Annotated in this window: 18 protein-coding genes and 1 pseudogene; 12 read left to right on the top strand and 7 right to left on the bottom strand. The window is 64.5% G+C overall.

All coding sequences use genetic code 11. The annotated features are described in order from the left end of the window. Nucleotides 1-222: 222 nt before the first annotated feature. The 4 genes from BST27_RS26820 (at nt 223) to BST27_RS26805 (ending at nt 3,586) form a co-directional block, all read left to right on the top strand. Nucleotides 223-1,980 (top strand): hydroxysqualene dehydroxylase, encoded by a 1,758-nt coding sequence (locus tag BST27_RS26820; RefSeq protein WP_069422372.1) that lies wholly within the window; start codon nt 223-225, stop codon nt 1,978-1,980. 121 nt (nt 1,981-2,101) lie between these two features. Then, nucleotides 2,102-2,602 (top strand): YkgB family protein, encoded by a 501-nt coding sequence (locus BST27_RS26815; protein WP_069422371.1) that lies wholly within the window; start codon nt 2,102-2,104, stop codon nt 2,600-2,602. Between the two features lie 88 nt (nt 2,603-2,690). Continuing rightward, the gene (locus tag BST27_RS26810; RefSeq protein WP_069422370.1) at nt 2,691-3,323 is read left to right on the top strand and encodes an RNA polymerase sigma factor; all 633 of its coding nucleotides are present in this window, start codon (nt 2,691-2,693) and stop codon (nt 3,321-3,323) included. Beyond that, on the top strand, nt 3,320-3,586 hold the full coding sequence (locus BST27_RS26805; RefSeq protein WP_232007460.1) for an anti-sigma factor family protein: 267 nt from the start codon (nt 3,320-3,322) through the stop codon (nt 3,584-3,586). The genes BST27_RS26810 and BST27_RS26805 overlap by 4 nt, the downstream gene beginning before the upstream one ends. 20 nt (nt 3,587-3,606) lie before the next feature. On the opposite strand, the gene BST27_RS26800 is transcribed toward BST27_RS26805, so the two are convergent. Together BST27_RS26800 and BST27_RS26795 are read right to left on the bottom strand one after the other, a co-directional pair. Further along, nucleotides 3,607-4,782, bottom strand: coding sequence for a fatty acid desaturase family protein (locus tag BST27_RS26800; RefSeq protein ID WP_079220042.1), 1,176 nt, complete (start codon nt 4,780-4,782; stop codon nt 3,607-3,609). Between the two features lie 9 nt (nt 4,783-4,791). Continuing rightward, the gene (locus tag BST27_RS26795) at nt 4,792-5,916 is read right to left on the bottom strand and encodes a ferredoxin reductase (protein WP_139805395.1); all 1,125 of its coding nucleotides are present in this window, start codon (nt 5,914-5,916) and stop codon (nt 4,792-4,794) included. A gap of 84 nt (nt 5,917-6,000) precedes the next feature. Between BST27_RS26795 and BST27_RS26790 the strand changes: the two genes are divergently transcribed. The 8 genes from BST27_RS26790 to BST27_RS26760 all read left to right on the top strand — a co-directional run bounded on the left by BST27_RS26790 (nt 6,001) and on the right by BST27_RS26760 (nt 15,191). After that, on the top strand, nt 6,001-7,206 hold the full coding sequence (locus BST27_RS26790) for a PucR family transcriptional regulator (protein WP_232007459.1): 1,206 nt from the start codon (nt 6,001-6,003) through the stop codon (nt 7,204-7,206). 88 nt (nt 7,207-7,294) lie between these two features. Then, the gene (locus BST27_RS31805) at nt 7,295-7,492 is read left to right on the top strand and encodes a hypothetical protein (protein ID WP_139805394.1); all 198 of its coding nucleotides are present in this window, start codon (nt 7,295-7,297) and stop codon (nt 7,490-7,492) included. Nucleotides 7,493-7,508: 16 nt separating this feature from the next. Beyond that, the gene (locus BST27_RS26785) at nt 7,509-8,768 is read left to right on the top strand and encodes a PPE family protein (protein WP_079220040.1); all 1,260 of its coding nucleotides are present in this window, start codon (nt 7,509-7,511) and stop codon (nt 8,766-8,768) included. Nucleotides 8,769-8,942: 174 nt separating this feature from the next. Continuing rightward, nucleotides 8,943-9,383, top strand: a complete 441-nt coding sequence (locus tag BST27_RS26780; protein WP_170062374.1) for an STAS domain-containing protein — start codon at nt 8,943-8,945, stop codon at nt 9,381-9,383. 148 nt (nt 9,384-9,531) lie between these two features. After that, nucleotides 9,532-11,688, top strand: a complete 2,157-nt coding sequence (gene glgX, locus BST27_RS26775; protein WP_069422367.1) for a glycogen debranching protein GlgX — start codon at nt 9,532-9,534, stop codon at nt 11,686-11,688. A 221-nt stretch (nt 11,689-11,909) separates the two neighbouring features. Further along, the gene (locus BST27_RS26770) at nt 11,910-13,136 is read left to right on the top strand and encodes an acetyl-CoA acetyltransferase (protein ID WP_069422366.1); all 1,227 of its coding nucleotides are present in this window, start codon (nt 11,910-11,912) and stop codon (nt 13,134-13,136) included. 1 nt (nt 13,137) lies between these two features. Beyond that, nucleotides 13,138-14,655 carry a carotenoid oxygenase family protein gene (locus BST27_RS26765; RefSeq protein WP_069422365.1) on the top strand — a complete coding sequence of 506 codons (1,518 nt, stop codon included), beginning with the start codon at nt 13,138-13,140 and terminating at the stop codon, nt 14,653-14,655. A 62-nt stretch (nt 14,656-14,717) separates the two neighbouring features. Continuing rightward, nucleotides 14,718-15,191 (top strand): VOC family protein, encoded by a 474-nt coding sequence (locus BST27_RS26760; protein WP_069422364.1) that lies wholly within the window; start codon nt 14,718-14,720, stop codon nt 15,189-15,191. Nucleotides 15,192-15,213: 22 nt separating this feature from the next. Here the strand turns inward: BST27_RS26760 and BST27_RS26755 are convergent, their stop codons facing one another. The 5 genes and pseudogenes from BST27_RS26755 to BST27_RS26735 form a co-directional block, all read right to left on the bottom strand. Continuing rightward, nucleotides 15,214-15,648: a hypothetical protein gene (locus tag BST27_RS26755; RefSeq protein ID WP_069422363.1), complete on the bottom strand. Its 435-nt coding sequence runs from the start codon at nt 15,646-15,648 to the stop codon at nt 15,214-15,216. A gap of 19 nt (nt 15,649-15,667) precedes the next feature. After that, nucleotides 15,668-16,441 (bottom strand): VOC family protein, encoded by a 774-nt coding sequence (locus BST27_RS26750; protein ID WP_069422362.1) that lies wholly within the window; start codon nt 16,439-16,441, stop codon nt 15,668-15,670. A gap of 89 nt (nt 16,442-16,530) precedes the next feature. Next, complete coding sequence (locus BST27_RS26745) at nt 16,531-17,004, bottom strand: type II toxin-antitoxin system Rv0910 family toxin (RefSeq protein ID WP_069422361.1); 474 nt, start codon at nt 17,002-17,004, stop codon at nt 16,531-16,533. Nucleotides 17,005-17,008: 4 nt separating this feature from the next. After that, a complete protein-coding gene (locus tag BST27_RS26740; RefSeq protein ID WP_069422360.1) occupies nt 17,009-17,206 on the bottom strand; it encodes an antitoxin in 198 nt (65 codons plus the stop codon). A 43-nt stretch (nt 17,207-17,249) separates the two neighbouring features. After that, nucleotides 17,250-18,513: pseudogene (locus BST27_RS26735) on the bottom strand (PPE family protein); the annotation flags it as partial.

Below are 18,513 nucleotides of genomic sequence, written 5' to 3'. Positions count from 1 at the left end.
ATCTTTCCAGCTCAGAGGGCACTTTCTTCATTCCGACACCCCGACAACCAGCCAATTCATCGGTGGATCAAGGCTAAGCCAGTCAGCTATCTCGCGCAAAGAACCCCGAGCCACAAACTCGGCGGTCCGTTAGTTCCATCGCAGCTTGCAAACCCGTCTTGGGTGTGTTGCACCATCGTTGACCGGAATCTCCGTTAACTTAGCGATCGCCACCGCCATCCAATGGCGCGTCGGTCCTTTCTGGTGGGGACGGCTACGGCAGGCACCGCGGCTGCCCTAACAGCGCTGCCGCGGCCATCCGCCCGTGCCGCGCCGGGCAAGTCGGTCGTCGTGTTCGGCGCCGGGATCGCGGGGCTGACGGCGGCACACGAACTCGTCGATCGCGGCTTCAGCGTGACGGTCTACGAACGCAAAGCAATTGGCGGCAAGGCCCGTTCGATCCCCGTGCCCAACTCAGGCGCGGCGCCGTTGCCCGCCGAACACGGCTTCCGATTCTTTCCGGGGTTCTATCGCAACGTCACCGACACGATGCGACGCATCCCGTTTCCCGGCAACGCCAGAGGCACGTGGGAGAACCTGACGCGCGCCACATCGTATCTCCACTCCGGCCTTGGGCGCGCCGACCTGACCATACCGCTGCCGTTTCCCCTCCCGACAGTGCCGAATCCGATCACCCCCAAGGCCTTCATCGAATCGGTCACCACCGTCTTCGAAACGCTGTTCCGACTGCCCCCATTCGAGGCCGTCTACGCAGCGCAGAAACTCGCGGTCTACGTCACCAGCTGCAACGAACGCAAGCTTGGCCAGTGGGAAAACATGACGTGGGAGGACTACATCGGCGCCGGTCACAAGTCCCCCGAATACAACCGCTATCTCGCCGACGGCATCATCCGCAACCTCGCCGCGTCCAAATCCCGTGACGCCAGCGCACATTCGATCGGACTGGTCGGCGAAGCCTCGGTGTGGTCGATCCTGATGTTCGGAAACGACACGGACGGCAAGGGATTCGACCGAGTGCTGAACGGGCCGTCGAGCTCGCAGTGGCTCGACCCCTGGGTCGACCATCTGCGCAATCAAGGAGTCACATTTTTCATCGGCCAAGCCTTGTCGCGATTGACCCCGAACGGCCAACACATCGAATCCGCCACCGTCACCGACGCTTTCGGCATACCCCACCAAGTGCAGGCCGACTACTACGTCTCGGCGATTCCCTGCGAGAAGCTCGCAGCAGTGCTGACACCCGACGTGATCGCCGCCGATCCACAACTGGCGAACGTGGCCCAGTTGCGCACGGAGTGGATGAACGGGCTCATGTTCTACCTCAAGAAGCGAGTCGACGTCACCAAGGGTCATGCGAACTACGTCGACTCCGGCTGGGCGATCACCTCGATCAGCGAGGAGCAGTTCTGGAAGCGGAGTCTGACCACCTACGGCGACGGCACGGTGAAAGATTGCTTGTCGGCGATCATTTCGGACTGGACGACGCCGGGCAACTTCAACGGCAAGAGCGCCAGGGACTGCACTCCGGAAGAGATCGCCCGCGAGGCATGGGCCCAGATCAAGGCCCACCTCAACGACACCGACAAGGTCCTCGACGACTCCATGCTGCACTCCTGGTTCCTGGACCCGGCGATCATCGACTCGGGCACTCCCAACGTCCGCAACAACGAGCCGCTGTTCATCCAGGACCCCGGCTCCTGGAACCGCCGCCCGTCTGCCACGACCGCCATCGACAACCTCTTTCTGGCCGGCGAATGGATCAAGACCGACCAGAACGTCACCACGATGGAGGGCGCGAACGAGGGCGGGCGCTACGCGGCCAATGGGGTCCTGCACGCGTCGGGCTACTCGGGCGAACTTGTCAAAGTGGTGGAGCTGTTCCAGGCGCCCTGGTGGGCGCCACTGAAGAAAGCCGACCGGTCGCGCTACGAAAACGGATGCGCCCATGCCCTGGACATCTTCGACCCGCGCAGGCCGTGAGGCCCCTTGACCAGAGTGTGACGCGCGTCGCTGAAATCCCTCGTAGGAGTTTGTAACGCTTGCGGGTCAACGCGACACCCACTCATGAAGCGAACACATCCAACTCGTAAGGGACCGCATCATGTCGTCGCAAACTCTCACCTTCAGCAGCCGCGTCGCGTCACTCGAAGCCTCCATCTCGCGCGCAGGCCACCTTGCCGCACGGTATGGACTGGTGGTCGTGATCGCGTGGATCGGCGCCATGAAGTTCACCAGCTACGAAGCGCACGGGATTCAGCCCCTCGTCGCGCACAGCCCGCTGATGAGCTGGCTCTACAACATCTTCTCGGTCACCACGTTCTCCAGGCTGCTCGGCATTCTTGAACTGACAACGGCAGCATTGATCGCCATCAAGCCGTGGAAGCCGGCGGCATCGGCGGTGGGGAGCGTCATCGCGGTCGGATTGTTCGTCGCCACATTGAGTTTCATGTTCACCACCCCGGGCGTCTTCGCGTCCGCGGCCGGCGGCTTCCCCGCCTTGTCGGACCTCGGCGGCTTCTTGATCAAGGACGCCGCCCTGCTCGGTGTGTCGCTGTGGACCTTGGCCGACAGCCTGCGAGCCGTGCGGGCCACAGCGCGGTAAAGTGCTCTGCGGACACATGCCGCCCCCCATCCGGTGGGCGGCAGTGTGCGTTGCCAATCCGTTCCTTGCTCACCGTCGGGACGCCAACATGGACCAGCCGGTCGGAACCGAAGCCGAGTCGTTGGTCGTCCGACTGCGCGACGGTGATGCCGGCGTATTCGCCGAACTTGTTGACCTGCACGGGTCTTCGATGTTGCGGCTGGCCCGCAGTTATGTCCCGAGCCGCGAACTGGCCGAGGAGGTCGTCCAGGAAACGTGGATCGCGGTGCTGCGCAGCATTTCCCGATTCGAGGGGCGTTCGTCGTTGCGCACCTGGATCTTCGGCATCTTGATCAACATCGCCAAGAAGCACGGCGTCAGCGAGCAACGCCAAGCCGACATCGCGATACGCGCGACGAGCGGCGGCACCGTCGACCCGAGTCGGTTCCGCGACCGCAACGATCCCTACCCGGGACACTGGAAGGAGCCACCCACCCCATTCCCCGATACTCCCGAGGGCTCGGTCCTCGGCGCCGAACTGACCGCGATCGCCAACAAGGCACTGCACAAACTTCCCGAAACCCAGCGAGTGGTGGTGAGCCTGCGGGACGTACTTGGGTTCAGCTCCGAAGAGGTGTGCGCGACGCTGGGTATCACGGCGGCCAATCAGCGGGTGCTGCTACATCGTGGCCGGGCCGCGGTGCGTCAGGAACTCGAGGACTACCTAGGGGCACAACCATGACGTCTGCATCCATGGACTGCGACGAACTCGTCGAACTGGTCACGGATTATCTCGAAGGGACGCTGGATCCGGCCGTGCGAAGTCGCTTCGAGGCGCACCTGGGTGAATGCGACGGCTGCGAGCACTATGTCGAACAATTCCGCACCACCATCAACACCCTGGGGCGCGTCTCCGCCGACGAACTCGACGACGACTTCCGCCAGCGGCTGCTCGCCACGTTCAGCGATTGGAAAGCCGAGTCATCGGGCGATGCCCTGCCGTAGCAGGGTGCCGATTGGCCGGCTCAGGCTGCCTGCTTTGAACGCGACGGCCGGGCCGACCGGGCGAAGATCGCGTCCTTGATCGCCGCGGGTTGGATCGCCCCCGTAATGGCCTCAGATGCCTTGCGCCCAAAGTCGTTTGGCAGCGACAGCTTGAAGACCGTCTTCCACGCCGATGCAACTTGGCGCGGCAGCGAACCGGTGGTGTAGGTCAGGCCGTACCGCTCGAAGATGTCCTGCACCTTCGGAGCGACCTCCTGGTAGCGGTTGCTGGGCAGGTCCGGGAACAGGTGGTGCTCGATCTGGAACGACAGGTTCCCAGTCATGAAGTGCAGGAACGCATTTCCGCGGATGTTGGCCGAACCCAGCATCTGGCGCAGATACCACTGGCCGCGGGTCTCCCCTTCGATGGAGGTCTTCTCGAACGTCTCCACACCCTCGGGGAAGTGCCCGCACATGATGACGGAGTGCGTCCAGAGGTTGCGCACCAGGTTGGCGGTGAGGTTGGCGGTCAACGTCGTCACCGCCGAAGGCCCCGACAACAGCGGATGCACCACGTAGTCGCGCATCGCCTGCTTACGCACCTTGGCGAGCACCTTCTTGCCCTGCCGGCGGAACTCGTCCTTGTCCGAGCGCCCCTTCAGGTACTTGCCGATTTCCAGGTCGTAGGCGGCGATGCCGTATTGGAACAAGCAGGCATTGATGAAGTTCCACAACGGCTGGGCAATGTAGAACGGCTTCCAGCGCTGGTTCTCGTCGACCCGCATGATGCCGTAGCCCAGATCATTGTCCTTACCAAGCACATTCGTGTAGTTGTGGTGCACCTCGTTGTGCGAGTGCTTCCACATCTCCGACGGCGAGGCGTTGTCCCACTCCCAGGTGGTCGAGTGAATCTTGGGATCGCGCATCCAATCCCATTGACCGTGCATCACGTTGTGCCCGATCTCCATGTTCTCCACGATCTTGGAGATCGACAGGCCAGCGGTGCCCACCAGCCAGGCGGGCGGGAACAACGAAAAGAGCAATACCGCGCGGCTGGCCAGTTCGAGCCTGCGCTGGCCGGTGATCACGCTGCGGATGTACGCCGCGTCGCGCTCGCCACGGCTGGCGATCACCTGCTGCCGGATGGCGTCGATTTCGCGACCGAGGTTTTCGATGTCCTCGTCGGACAGGTGGGCGGTCGGGTCAGCACTGGTCATGTCCCCTCCTTACAGTTCGAGTTCGCAAGCACCGGCGGCGGCTGACACGCAGGTCTGGATCTTGACGCCGTCGCCGGGGGTTGCGGTGGTGATGTCGCCGTTGCGCAGATCGCGGACGGCGCCTTGCCTTAGCGGGGTGACGCACCCAAAGCAGATGCCCATCCGGCAGCCGGAGGGCATCAGCACCCCGGCGCGCTCGCCCGCGTCGAGCAGTGTCTGAGCGCCGTCGGCATCGACGACGGTGCCCGTCTTGGTAAAGGTCACGGTGCCGCCGTCGCCGGGGGTGATGACGGTTGGCCGGAATCGCTCGGTGTGCAAGCGGTCGGCGATCCCGTCCACGGCCCACCGTTGCTCGACGGCATCGAGCAAACCGGTTGGGCCGCAAGCCCACGTCTCGCGTTCGGCGAAGTCGTCGACGACATCCGCGATGCGCGCCACGTCGAGCATGCCGTCGATGTCAGTGTGCTTCTCCACCAACCGGATTCGACCTTGGCGGGCCATCATGCGCAGTTCGCCCCGAAAAATGAAATCTTCGATCGTGGGCGCGGAATGCACGACCACGATGTCTGGCGCCTGCTCCCCGGCACCGCTCAGGTTACGCAGCATCCCCATCACCGGGGTGATGCCGCTGCCTGCGGTGAGGAAAAGGATCTTGCGCGGGGGCTGGTCGCCGAGGGTGAAGTCGCCCGCGGCCTGGTCGAGGTGTACCAGCGCTCCCACGGTCGCACGCCGAACCAGGTAATTACTCACCACACCGTCCGGGATGGCTTTGACGGTGATTGCGATGCAGCCATCGTGTCGATTGACCTTGGAGGTCAGGGAGTAAGCACGCCACTGCCGCACACCGTCGACATCCACGCCGAGGCGGATGTATTGGCCGGGCACGTGTGGGCGCCACCCGCGGCCGGGCTTGATCACCAACGTCGCGGCGTCTCGGGTTTCGGGATGAATCGCGACGATGCGCCCGCGCAGATTGGTGCCGTCGCGCAGCGGGTCGATGAGGTCGAGATAGTCGGCGGGCACAAGCGGCGTCGTCAGCGAAACGGTGACCCGCTCAGCAAACCTGACCATCCGGTCTCGCAGCGCCCCGACAAAGGCGGGGCGCGTTGCCGCCGGCGGCGTCACAGTCGTCATACCCCTATGTTTGTTGTCCAGAGATGTAAAGTCTTGACTGTACCGGGTGAAAATCTGGCTCTGATTTGTTCGAAGGGAATAGTTTTGCCTGACCCGTCGCTCCGTGTGGCTGGATTTCAGCTCGACGATGCCGTGGTCAAGGCCCTGGAGGAGATCTTGCCTGCCATGGCCGAGCGAACCGTGACCGCGATCACACTCGAAGTGCCGAGCTACGCGGACGCGTTCAGCGGGCGGATGGGCCAGAACATCGAGAACGCCGTGCAGACGTCTTTGGGCGCATTTTTGCGGCTGGTTACCCGGGCACACGGCTCCGACCCTGGACCGCCGCTGTCTCCCGCGCTCGACGGCGCCTACGAGCTGGGCCGCGGGGAAGCCCGGCAGGGCCGGTCGATCGATGCGTTGCTCTCGGCCTACCGGGTGGGGGCGCGCGTGGCCTGGAGACAGATGTCGACGACCGTCGTCGAAGCCGGGCTGCCCGCCCCGACGATCGCCAAGTTCGCCGAATTGGTGTTCGCCTATATCGACGAACTTTCCGCCGCCAGCGCGTCGGGGCACACCGATGAACTGGCTACCACCGGGCGGGTCCGCCAGCGCTACCTCGATCGGCTCACCCTGGATCTGCTGGCCGGCGAGCCCGCCGCGACCTTGCTCGCCAGCGCCGACAAGGCAAGTTGGCAGCCACCCGAAACACTCACGGCGGTGCTGATCCCATCGGCCCAGACACGGGGGCTGGCCGCCCGCTTCGGCCAATCGACGCTGCAACTGTCCGAGGACCTGCCCGGAGTCGACGTGGCCGATTCGCTCTCGGTGTTACTCATCCCCGACATGACGGGTACGTCGCGGCGTGCCGCTCTGCTGTCGGCACTCTCCGGTCGCGCCGCGCTGGTGGGGCCGGCCCGGCCCTGGATGGAGGTGCGGTCGTCCTACCGTCGCGCGCTGCGGGCACGAGACCTGTTGGAGCCCAGCGTGATCGGTCAGGCAACGCCAGTCGACACCGACGATCACCTCGTCGAGCTCGTGCTCGGCGCGGATCGCGAGGCCGCCGACGACCTACGCGCCCGCGCGCTGGCACCCCTTGCCGAGTTGCCGCCGAACACGGCCGACAGGCTCACCGAAACCCTTCGATCCTGGGTGTTGCATCAGGGCCGTCGGGAGGCGGTCGCCGCCGACCTCTTCGTCCACGCGCAGACCGTGCGCTATCGCATGACCCAGTTGCGCAAGCTCTACGGCGACCGACTCAACGATCCACAAACGATTCTCGAGCTGACCGTCGCTCTCGGGTCTGGCTGATCGGGGCCCCCTAGTTGGGGACCAAAAATATCGATGAGTCTAAATCCCTTACCAGACAAGCGGTTCGGTTAGCGTGCAAGATCGGCCAATGCCGTCCGATTGGAGGCCCATGTCGTTGGCGGTCACCAACCCACGGAAGTGGGCGGCAGCGGCTGAGAAATTGGAGCACTACCCGGCAGTCAGCGTGCGGGCCAAGGCGAAGCATGACATCTTCGTAGCGACCCCGGTAGCCAGGGGCGGTTCTAGCGCCACCGCCAAGGCCGCCCATGCGATCGCGGCCCAGTGAGGAAGGTCCGTTTGAGATGGACTTCGGTCTCTTACCGCCCGAGGTTAACTCTGGCCGCATCTATACGGGTCCGGGAGCGGGGTCGATGCTGGCCGCCGCAAACGCCTGGGAAGGACTGGCCGCGGTACTGAATTCCTCTGCGGCCTCGTATGGGTCGGTGATTTCGGGGCTGGCGATCGAATCGTGGCTGGGTCCGGCATCGGCAGCGATGGCAGCCGCGGCCACCCCTTACGCGGTGTGGCTCAGTGCCGCCGCGGCCGTGGCCGAGCAAACGGCGAATCAAGCACGGGCGGCCGCAGCAGCATTTGACGCGGCCTTGGCGCAGATCGTGCCGCCGCCACTGATCGCAGCCAACCGCGAACAGCTGATGGCAATGGTTGCGACGAACGTGTTGGGACAGAACACCCCGGCAATCGAAACCATCCAAGCTGAGTACGCCGAGATGTGGGCGCAGGACGCGGCGGTCATGTTCGCCTACGCCGCGGCCTCGGCGGCCGCATCTACCCTGACACCTTTTGCCCAACCGGCGCAGACGGCCGATCCGGGCTCAGCGGCCCATGCCGCCGCTGTCGGCGCCGGTGCCGGCCACGACGCAGCGACAGGAGCGCAGGCTGCACTGGGTGAAGCAACTAACCCCACCTGGCCCCTGCCCGCGGACACGCCGGAGCTCCCGGCGCCGGCGGGAGCGTTGGACGCGTTGTTCTCCGCCCTGGGCCTGCCCGCGCCGATCGAACAGTTGGACGTCGCCGGTATCTACATCGCGCTCATCGGGTCCGCGAGCTTGGCCATGGCCGTCGTGAACACGGCTAGGCCCTGGATCATTCCGCCGGGTGCGCCAGGGCACACCGACCCCGGCACTCTGGTACCGACTCAGACCCTCAGTGCTACGCGGGACGACCCGCTGGCAACGCCAACCGCGGGCGGGAGCGCCGCATCCGCTGCGGTGGGCCACGCTGCTTTGGTTGGCGGCTTGGCGGTGCCACACAGTTGGACCGTGGCGGCCCCCGAGATCCGGCTCGCGGTCGAATCACTTCCCGGTGTGAGCGCGGGTCCCGGCGGGGGCACCGTCGCGCCGGACCTGAGCGGAGCCCCCGCCGGCCTGCTCGGTGGGATGGCCCTGGCATCCCTGGCCGCGCGCGGCGGGATCGGCGGCCCCGGCCCCGGCAAGACAACCGAGACTGCGGGACAAGACGAGGACCAACCCCAGCGCAAGCCCACAGTAGTCGTGATCCACAAACCGCCGCCCGGTCAGGGAGCCACGAACCATTCGCATTGAATCAATGCTGGTCAGAGGTATGGCTGTCTGTATCACGGAGCGTGGACTAGCCTCGTAGATGCGGTTGAAAACTCACAGCCGAAGATGCGCTGCCCGTGCACTTGGTTGCAGCTTCTGGTTCGACTGGCGCATCGAGCCCGTAGGTTTCCTGACCGATCGAAAAGAGCTTCAGCGATGATCGCTCCGCTTTCTCCGCACGCACCTCCTCGTAGTCTCACGACGCACGCCGGCAGTTGCACCGTCTACTGCAACGGCGCGACGATGCGCGCGTACTGCAGGGACGAGATCACCGTCGTACACATCACCGGCGAGGTCGACGCCACCAACATCGACCGGTTCTTCGAATACGCCCATCGGTTCGCCAGCGATGCCCCTGGCCTGATCCTCAACCTCAGCGAGGTCGACTTCCTCTGCGCCAGAGGACTTTTCGTGCTTCGCGCGGTCGACAGCTTGTGCCGCGCCGAACGGAGGGCCTGGGCCATAGTCACCAGCCCGGCCGTCAAGAGGCTCTTGCAGGTGGGCGACCCGAAGGCGACGCTGCCCACCGCGAGTTCGGAACGCGAAGCCCTCACCACGATCGACGCGGATCGGCGGACCGACCTCGCGGCGTCGTAGGCCGAACACACCCTTCCAAGCCGTCGACATCACGGTTTCATCGGACCTTTGCCGGGGAACCTTCTTCAGCACCAGCCCGGTGTTTGTGCTGGACCTTCTAATTCCACGGTTGCCCTCGCGCTGTGCCGAAACACATGGAGTGATGTAGATGGCTGACGATCGCCCACAGACCGCAGGCACGGAGGTTTGGCGTGGAAAGGCCTACCCCCTAGGCGCGACGTACGACGGATCGGGCACGAACTTCGCGTTGTTCAGTGAGGTCGCCGAACGAGTCGAACTGTGCCTGTTCGACGCTGACGGCACCGAAACCCGCGTCCCACTTCCCGAAGTGGACGGCTTCGTATGGCACGGCTTTCTGCCCGACGTGGAACCGGGCCAGCGCTACGGCTACCGCGTCCACGGCCCCTATGACCCCGCCGCCGGGCACCGGTGCAACCCGAACAAGCTGCTGCTGGACCCCTACGCCAAGGCCATCGACGGCTTCTTCGAGTGGGACCAGTCGCTGTTCAGCTACAACTTCGGCGATCCGGACAGCCGCAACGACGACGACTCGGCGGCCCGCATGCCCAAGTGCGTCGTGATCAACCCGTACTTCGACTGGGGAGTCGACCGGCCGCCCCAACACGAGTACGCCGACAGCGTCATCTACGAAACGCACGTCAAAGGTCTCACGTATCGGCACCCCGACATTCCGGAGCGACTGCGGGGCACCTATGCCGGCATCGCGGAACCCGTGATCATCGACCATCTACACAACCTCGGTATCACTGCCATCGAGTTGATGCCGGTACACCACTTCGCCAACGATTCGACACTCGTCGACAAGGGCCTGTCGAACTACTGGGGTTACAACACGATCGGGTTCTTCGCCCCCGACACCAAATACTCGGCGTCGGCCACTCCGGGCGGGCAGGTGCAAGAGTTCAGGACCATGGTCCGCGCGCTGCACGAGGCGGGCATCGAAGTGATCCTCGACGTCGTCTACAACCACACCGCCGAGGGCAACCACATGGGACCGACCATTTGCATGCGCGGAATCGACAACAGCGCCTACTACCGACTGGTCGACGACGACAAGCGTTACTACATGGACTACACCGGCACCGGTAACAGCCTCAATGTCGGACACCCGCATTCGTTGCAGCTGATTATGGACTCGTTGCGGTACTGGGTCACCGAGATGCATGTCGACGGATTCCGGTTCGACCTCGCAGCAACATTGGCGCGGGAGTTCTACGACGTTGACCGACTGTCCGCGTTCTTCGAATTGGTGCAGCAAGACCCCATCGTCAGCCAGGTGAAACTGATCGCCGAACCGTGGGATGTGGGACCTGGCGGCTATCAAGTGGGGAACTTCCCACCGCAGTGGACGGAATGGAACGGCAAATACCGTGACACCGTGCGCGATTTCTGGCGCGGCGAGGATGCGAGCTTGGGTGAGTTCGCTTCCCGGCTGACCGGATCGGCCGATCTGTATGAAAGCACCGCCCGCCGACCGGTGGCCTCGATCAATTTCGTGACCGCACATGACGGGTTCACCCTGCGTGATCTGGTGTCCTACAACGAAAAACACAACGAAGCCAACGGTGAGGACAACAACGACGGCGAGAGCCACAACAGGTCCTGGAACTGCGGCGCCGAAGGCCCTACCGACGACCCGGCCGTCAACGAGCTTCGTGCTCGTCAGCAACGCAATTTCATTGCGACATTGCTGTTGTCCCAAGGCGTGCCCATGCTGTGCCACGGCGATGAACTCGGACGTACCCAGGGCGGCAACAACAACGGCTTCTGCCAGGACAACGAAATCACCTGGATTGATTGGGAAAAGGTCGACGCCGACTTGCTCGAGTTCACCCAGGCGGTGTCCGGTTTGCGGGCCGAGCATCCCATTTTCCGACGGCGCCGGTTCTTCAGTGGCCGTCCGGTGCGGCACCGGGGTGCCGAGGGATTGCCCGACATCTCCTGGTTCAGGCCAGACGGCTCGGAGATGAACGACGAGGACTGGGATGCCGGGTTCGGCAAGTCTATTGCGGTGTACCTCAATGGGTTGGGCGTTTCCGATCGCGACCAGCGCGGCCAGCGCATCACCGACGACTCTTTCGTCCTGTTGTTCAACGCCCACCACGAAACCATCGAATTCACTCTTCCCCCAGAGCAATTCGGCCAGGAGTGGACACCGGTGATCGACAGCACCACCCCCGGCGGCGTGCCGTCAAGCGCGGACGCGGTGGGCTGCGGAACCTCGGTCAAGGTCGAGGGTCGCTCGCTGGTCGTCCTCATCGCCGGCTCGGCGTCTGACGACTGATCAAGTGCGACATTCAATGACTATCGCCACAGGTATCGCCAGACATGTTTGTCAAACGCAGCCGGTGGCAATGCAGCAACGGAGGTGAGCGCGTTGGCCGGCCAGCGCGCACACCCAGGTCCCGTCGGTTCAGCCCGAGAGCCGACGGGACCGCCCATTTCCGGGCTTTTCCGGCTGCCCTTATTCCACCTGAGTCAAGCGACCCGAGTACCGTGCGGCCTATGAACGGCTCAACTGGCGTGTGGATTCTGGGGGGATACCAGAGTGACTTCGCACGCAATCTCAGCAAGGAAAACCGCGACTTCGCGGCGTTGACCGCAGAGGTCGTCGAGGAAACACTGACCGCGGCTCGGGTGAACGCCGCGCAAATCGGCGTCGTGCACGTCGCCAACGCGTTCGGCGAGATGTTCGCCAGGCAGGGCCACCTCGGCGCCATGCCCGCCACCGTCTGCGACCAGCTGTGGGACACCCCGGCCTCCCGGCACGAAGCCGCGTGCGCATCGGGCAGCGTGGCCGTGCTGGCGGCCATGGCCGACCTGCGCTCGGGCGCCTACGACAGCGCGCTCGTCGTCGGCGTCGAACTGGAAAAGACCGTCCCCGGCGACCTCGGCGCGCAGCATTTGGGCGCGGCGGCCTGGACCGGACACGAGGGCGCGGAGGCCCGCTATCTGTGGCCGTCGATGTTCTCGCAGGTCGCCGACGAATACGACCGCCGCTACGGGTTGGACGGCGCCCACCTGCGCGCCATCGCGCAGCTCAACTTCGCCAACGCGCGGCGCAACCCCAACGCCCAGACGCGGACCTGGTCCATTCCCGCCCCCATCAGCGACGACGACGCGACGAACCCCGTCACCGAAGGCCGGTTGCGCCGCTACGACTGCAGCCAGATGACCGACGGCGGCGCGGGTGTCGTGCTGGTCAACGATGCCTACCTGCGGGACAACCCCGACGCCCGGCCGATCGGCCGCATCGACGGTTGGGGGCACCGCACCGTCGGACTTGGACTGCGGCAGAAACTCGATCGCGCGGCGGACGACCCGTATGTACTGCCGCACGTGCGCGCCGCGGTCCTCGACGCCCTGCGTCGGGCGCAGGCGACCCTGGACGACGTTCACGGATTCGAGGTGCACGACTGCTTCACCCCCAGCGAGTACCTGGCCATCGACCACATCGGGCTCACCGGACCCGGCGAATCCTGGAAAGCGATCGAGAACGGTGAGATCGAGATCGGCGGGCGACTGCCGATCAACCCGAGTGGCGGGCTGATCGGCGGCGGCCACCCGGTCGGAGCTTCGGGAGTGCGCATGCTGCTGGACGCGGCCAAGCAGGTCAGCGACTCGGCCGGCGACTACCAGGTTCCCGGCGCGAAGAAGTTCGGCACACTCAACTTCGGTGGCAGCACAGCCACCACGGTCAGCTTTGTAGTCAGCACTCCCGAAGGTTCGTGAGATGAGTTTCCAGACAGACGTGGCAGTCGTCGGCAAGTACCTGTCCACCCTGCCCGACGACGACGACCACCCATACCGGACCGGTCCCTGGCGGCCGCAGACCACCGAATGGGACGCCGACAACCTCGTCGCCGTGGAGGGCGAGATCCCGGCCGACCTCGACGGTGTGTATCTGCGCAACACCGAGAACCCGCTGCACCCGGCGTTTCAGACCTATCACCCGTTCGACGGCGACGGCATGCTGCACATCGTCGGTTTCCGCGACGGAAAGGCCTTCTACCGCAACCGCTTTGTCAAGACCGACGGGTTCCTGGCCGAAAACGAGGAAGGCGGGCCACTGTGGCCCGGCCTGGCCGAACCGATCCAACTCGCCAAGCGCGAAAAGGGTTGGGGCGCTCGGACGCTGATGAAGGACGCCTCGAGCACCGACGTCATCGTGCACCGCGGGGTCGCGCTCACCAGCTTCTACCAGTGCGGTGATCTCTACCGGGTCGACCCGTATTCGGCCGACATGCTGGGCAAGGAGACTTGGAACGGGCGCTTCCCCTCCGACTGGGGTGTTTCGGCACATCCCAAGGTCGACAACAAGACTGGGGAGCTGCTGTTCTTCAACTACAGCAAGCAGGCCCCGTACATGCACTACGGTGTGGTCGACGAGAACAACGACCTGGTCCACTACGTCGACATCCCGCTGCCCGGACCACGGCTGCCGCACGACATGGCGTTCACCGAAAACTACGCAATCCTCAACGACTTTCCGTTGTTCTGGGATCCCCAGCTGCTCGAGCACGATCTGCACCTGCCGCGCTATTACCCGGACATGCCGTCCCGGTTCGCGGTGATCCCGCGTCGCGGCGACTCCGCCGACATCCGCTGGTTCGAAGCCGACCCGACGTATGTGCTGCACTTCACCAACGCCTACGAAGAGGGCGACGAGATCGTGCTCGACGGCTTCTTCGAAGGCTCACCCCAGCCCCTGAAAAGCGGCGCCGGGCCAGCCGGCAAGTGGGAGAAGCTGTTTCGCTTCCTGGCGCTGGATCGCATGGATGCCCGGCTGCACCGGTGGCGGCTCAACCTGGTCACCGGCGCGGTCAAGGAGGAGCGACTGTCCGAGTCCATCACGGAATTCGGCGTTATCAACGCGGACTACGCGACCTCTAAATACCGCTACACCTATGCCGCGTCGGGCGAGCCGGGCTGGTTCCTGTTCGACGGTCTGGTCAAGCACGATCTGCTCACCGGCAGCGAGGAACGCTATGCGTTGGGCGAAGGCGTCTTCGGCAGCGAAGCGGCGATGGCTCCGCGGGTGGGCAGCACTGCGGAGGACGACGGGTACCTGGTCACGCTGACCACGGACATGAACGACGACGCCTCGTACTGCCTCGTCTTCGACGCCGCACGCGTCGGCGACGTCCCCGTATGCAAACTGCGCCTGCCGGAACGCATTTGCAGCGGCACCCACGCGACGTGGGTGCCCGGAGGCGAGGTGCGGCGCTGGGACCACTCGAAGAGCCGGTAATCCAGCAGGGAAAGTACGAGTAGCGGCCTGCCAGGACGCAGGCTCGGTGAGGAGGACCAACCGTGTACCCCGCCCGTCGGACCACCCACTGGCCACCGCACCTGGCGCCCATCGGCGCCATCCGATTTGCCCGTCGTTCGGCGAATTTCGGTGAGACGGTGCGCTTCTACCGTGAACTGGTTGGACTGCCGCTGTTCGAAACGTTCGGCGAAAGTTACGGCAGCAACGGAGCGATCTTCGGCCTGCCCAGCTGGAACCTGACGATGGAGATCGTCGAATCGGTCGACCCGGTGCCGTTGGACCACCATGACCAGCTTGTGCTCTACTTCCCGGACCGAGAGGCACAGCAAGCGGCGATCTCCCGCCTGCAACAGGCCCAGATCCAACCCGTGGAACAGCACCCGTACTGGGAAGCGACGGGAGCCCTCACCTACCGCGACCCAGACGGCCGCGAAGTCGTCATCGCACCCTTCGTCTACGGATGCAACGAACCCCCCGGCACAGTGTCCGGCAAGCACGAGTTTCCGTCGTCCTGACCCACCGGGCCGTACCGAGGCGTCATGGCCCCGAGCGGCCCCCGAATAGCGCCGCCACCACCGCCCACAGCGAGGACACGGCCGCCAGTGCGGCGCTGACCACTCCGACGTACATCCCATAATCGACCGAAATCGTCGGCGGGTTGACGTTGCTTTTGTAGTACAGCACCGTCAGCCCGATGATGAGCAGCGAAATGATCAGCGCCGCAACCGAAGCGCCCCGCAGCGACAGGCCGCGGCCCACCAGTGCGCCGGCCACGATGAGGGTGGAGGCCAGCAAGACGATCAGCTGACCGGCCCCGAACCCGTGCGGGGGCTCCAGGCTGCCGTGGGCGCCCCCGATGGCGCTGACCCAACCCCCTTTTTCCTTGCCCTTCAGCCACGGCAGCCACGTGCTGATGGCCAAGATCGCGGCGAACAGGGCCACCAGCCAACCGGGTCGCAGGCGGCTAGTCATGGCTGCGAGATTAGCGCCTTCAGGACTGCAGCGAGGACAGGTTGAAGGCGACACCCGTCGGGTCGGTCGCCGCGGCAAGGCGTCCGTACGGGGTGTCCTCGGCGCCGCGCACTATGGCGCCCCCGTGGTCGGTGATCACCTGCAATGCCTTGTCCACGTCGTCGGCACCGAAGAAAATACTCCACTGCGATGGCACGTCCGGAGGAAGAATCGCCGAGCCGTCCATCACGCCGAGCAACTGCTGGTCACCAAACCACGCTGTGGTGTATCGGAACTCGTCGGTGTCCGACTCCGACTCGGTACGCCAGCCCAGCACTTCGCGGTAGAAGTCGATGGCGGCGCGGTAGTCGCGCGTGGTCAGTTGGTGCCACACCGGCGCACCGGCCTCCCCGATCAGCTCGAAGCCGTGGTGTTCCAGCGGCTGCCATAACCCGAAGGACGCTCCGGACGGGTCGGCCGCGACGCTCATGAAGCCCTTGGCGGGGATCTCCATCGGGTCTATGCATCCCGAACCGCCGGCCGGGCCGATGGCCGCGCTGGTGGCGTTGATGTCGTCGGTGCGGAAGTAGGTGGCCCAGTTGTCCGGTGCCTGCCACTCGGGGTTGTTGGCCATCATCCCGGCGACGGGACGGCCGTCTTTTGCGACGTTGATGTAGCCGCCGTACTCAGGGCCGGCGGACTCGTACGTCCAGCCGAACACCGCGGCGTAGAACTCTTGGGCGCGATCGACGTCGGACGTGGTCAGGTCGATCCAGCAGGGCGCCCCCAGCGGGGCGTCGTCACGAATGGGCACGTTGATCTCCTTGGTTCGTGGCCGTTGTCAGGGTCCGCAGATATCGACCCGGTTCGACCACAAAACTCATCGGCGATCCGATGCGGAGATCAGCGATTTACGACCCGATCGCCGTTCATGCCGGGATCGGGGCGCGCGAACACCCGGACAAAGTTGTGCAGAGAATCGCGGATGTCGGTGCGCAGCGCGGCGGCGACGACCATGCCGATGGGCCCGAACAGGGCGGGCCCACCGAGATGGACATCGAAGCTGACCACCGCGCCCGCGTCTTTCGGGGCGACTTTGGCGATCAGCTTGACCTTCACGCCGCCGACACCGTCGCCGTTGAGCGTCATCCCTTCCGGCGGCTTGTACCGCACGATGGTCCACTTGATCCGATTGGTCATGCCCTTGACCTCGACATAGGACTCGAGGACGGTGCCCTTTTCCAGGGTCTCGGGCAGCTTGCTGCGCCACACCTTGTGGATCGTCAGCCACTCCCGGTAGCGGGAGAGGTCCGACGCGTGGGTCCAGGCCACTTCCGGTGGCAGCGGGACGTCGATGGATCCGGAGAGTTTCGCCATGTGCTCAGTTCGACTGGTCGCCTTGGGTGCCGGCTGGGCCCGGGCCGGCGGCTTTCCTCACCTGCTCTTGCACCTTGTGGATGGTGTCGGTGTACTTGCCCTGCGTCTTCTCGTCGATGACTTCGCCGGCTTTGGTGATGACCGTTTCCACCTTGTCGGCATTCTGCGCCAGCAGATCTTTGGCCTTGTCCAGGATTCCCATGAGCAACCTCCCTTCCCGTGGGGAACCCTACTTGACGAGCCTCTTACGGCACGCTGCCGCTCAAGAACAGGCCGGACAGTTGGTGGCCAAGGTTTCCGACGCCGGAGATGACGCTGGCTATCGCGAGGTCGAGGGCGCTGGTATTGCTGACGCCCGAGATGGCACTGCCCAGGTTGGTGAGGCCGGACAGAAGGCGGCCGCCGTAGTTTTCGAATCCCGAGACGAAGGAGCCGACGTTCCAGTACCCGGAGATGATCTCGCCGATGTTGCCGAAGCCCGATGCGCCGCCTTCGCCGGAGTTGAAGAATCCCGACGACGGCGCGCTGGTGCTGTTTCCGAAACCAGGCATCGGAGACAGATGGATGACCGGCACGGTGATGGGGCCGACCGAGCCGCCGAGATTCACATCGAGGAACGTTGTGCTGCCACCCACGGTGAGGTTCAGCGGGATCGCCGCGACGGTGATGCGCGGGATTTGGAACGCAGCCAGTTCAGAACGCAGCGGAATCGTCAACTGAATCGGCAACCCTGACACCGGAATGCTGAAATTGGGGAACGGGCTGGGAACGTCGACCTCGATATCGAAGCCTTGCGTATCCGCGTCGACGGTGATGTCGAGATTGACCGGAATCGCGCCACCGCCCACCGCGTGAACGGAGAAGGGATTGACGCTCAACGCGCTGATTTGGCCGGTGACGGGGAGTCGGAGGATGCCGCCGCCGCCGCCGAGGGTTAGCGGGATTTCGGGGATGGTCAGGGTGTAGTCGGCGGCCATCAAGCCTTGCCGGTCACCCCGCCAGAACATGCCGTTGCTTTCATTACCGGAGATGAATGCGCCGGTGTTGATGTTGCCGGTGTTACCGACGCCGGTGTTGGTGTCACCGGTGTTGAAGTCCCCGGTGTTGGTATCGCCCGGGTTGAAGGAGCCGGTATTGAAGCTTCCGGCGTTGAACCCGCCGGTGTTGTAACTCCCCGCGTTACCCCACCCGGTGTTGAACCCACCCGAGTTGAACAACCCCGTGTTCGTCGTGCCGGTGTTGCCGATCCCGGTGTTGAAACTGCCCGAGTTGCCGATCCCGAAATTACCCGTCCCGGAATTGAAGAACCCGATATTGCCCGACCCGGAGTTGAACAACCCCACATTCCCGCTACCGCTGTTCCAGCCCCCGAACCCGATCTGGTTATCCCCGGTCAACCCGATCCCGAAGTTGTTGTTCCCCGAATTCGCAAACCCGAAGTTCCCGAACCCACTATTGCCCCACCCGGTATTGAAAGCAACGGCATGTTCTGGCGGGGTGACCGGCAAG

Source organism: Mycobacterium intermedium (genome assembly GCF_002086275.1).
GTDB lineage: Bacteria > Actinomycetota > Actinomycetes > Mycobacteriales > Mycobacteriaceae > Mycobacterium > Mycobacterium intermedium.
The sequence above is the reverse complement of the archived record's forward strand: the minus strand, read 5'-3'. Positions and strand labels throughout refer to the sequence as shown.